At 62.0% G+C, this 866-nt stretch carries 1 protein-coding gene; it reads right to left on the reverse strand.

Going from position 1 to position 866, the window contains the following annotated elements; genetic code table 11:
- A partial coding sequence (locus tag LZP96_RS23950) for an Ig-like domain-containing protein (protein ID WP_258926378.1) occupies positions 1-866 on the reverse strand: 866 nt, incomplete at both ends.

The following is an 866-nucleotide window of genomic DNA, read 5'->3' on the forward strand; positions in this document are numbered from 1 at the left end:
TCGCCCAGTGCCGCCAGATCTGCTGCCGGTACGTCAAGCGTCCAGCTGCCGTCTGCGCCCACCGTGGCGCTGTAGTTTTTGCCGTTCAGGGTGACGGTCACCGTCTGCCCCGCTTCTGCGGTGCTGGTGCCGTTTATGGTCAGGTCAGCCTGCGCTTCTGCCGCATTAAGAATGTCGTCCCCGGCAAGGGTACTGAGGGTGACCGACGGAGGAGTCGCGTCCACGCTGTATTCCCGGCCCGCCGAAGCGCTGTTGCCGTTCACGTTGGTGACGCTCACCTGCACGCTGGCATCGCCATCCTTCAGGCCCGCCAGATCCGTCGACGGTACGGTCGCCGTCCAGTTGCCGTCCGCATCCACTTTCGCGGTCCAGGTTTTGCCACCGAAAGTAATATTGACGGTCTGGTTCTCTTCCACATTCAGCGTGGTGCCGGACAGCACCAGGTCCGCGCCTTTTTCCGCCGCGTTGATCACGTCATTGCCCGCAATGGCGTTGATGCTGATGGCAACGGTCTCCAGATCGACAGTGACATCGTGGCTGATGGAGACAGGATTGCCTGCCGCACTGTCACCGGAGACGGTCACGTTAACCGTACCGGCTGGCCAGGCGCTGACGTCCTCTTTCGGTACCGCCACACGCCAGGTACCGTCTGCCCGAACCGTTGCCGCATAGTCCTTGCCATTCACGGTCACGGTCAGGGCTGTGCCCGCCGTCAGACCATCACTGGAGCCATTAATAATCAGATCCTGAGCATGTTCGATGCTGTTGATCACATCGTCGCCCGCCACGGTGTCCACGCGCAGCCCCGGCAAGTTGGCATCGATGGTGATGTCCCGTGCTCCGGTGCCGGTGTTGCCATGGCCGTT

The sequence above is a fragment of the Huaxiibacter chinensis genome (genome assembly GCF_022171985.1).
Taxonomy (GTDB): domain Bacteria; phylum Pseudomonadota; class Gammaproteobacteria; order Enterobacterales; family Enterobacteriaceae; genus Enterobacter; species Enterobacter chinensis_A.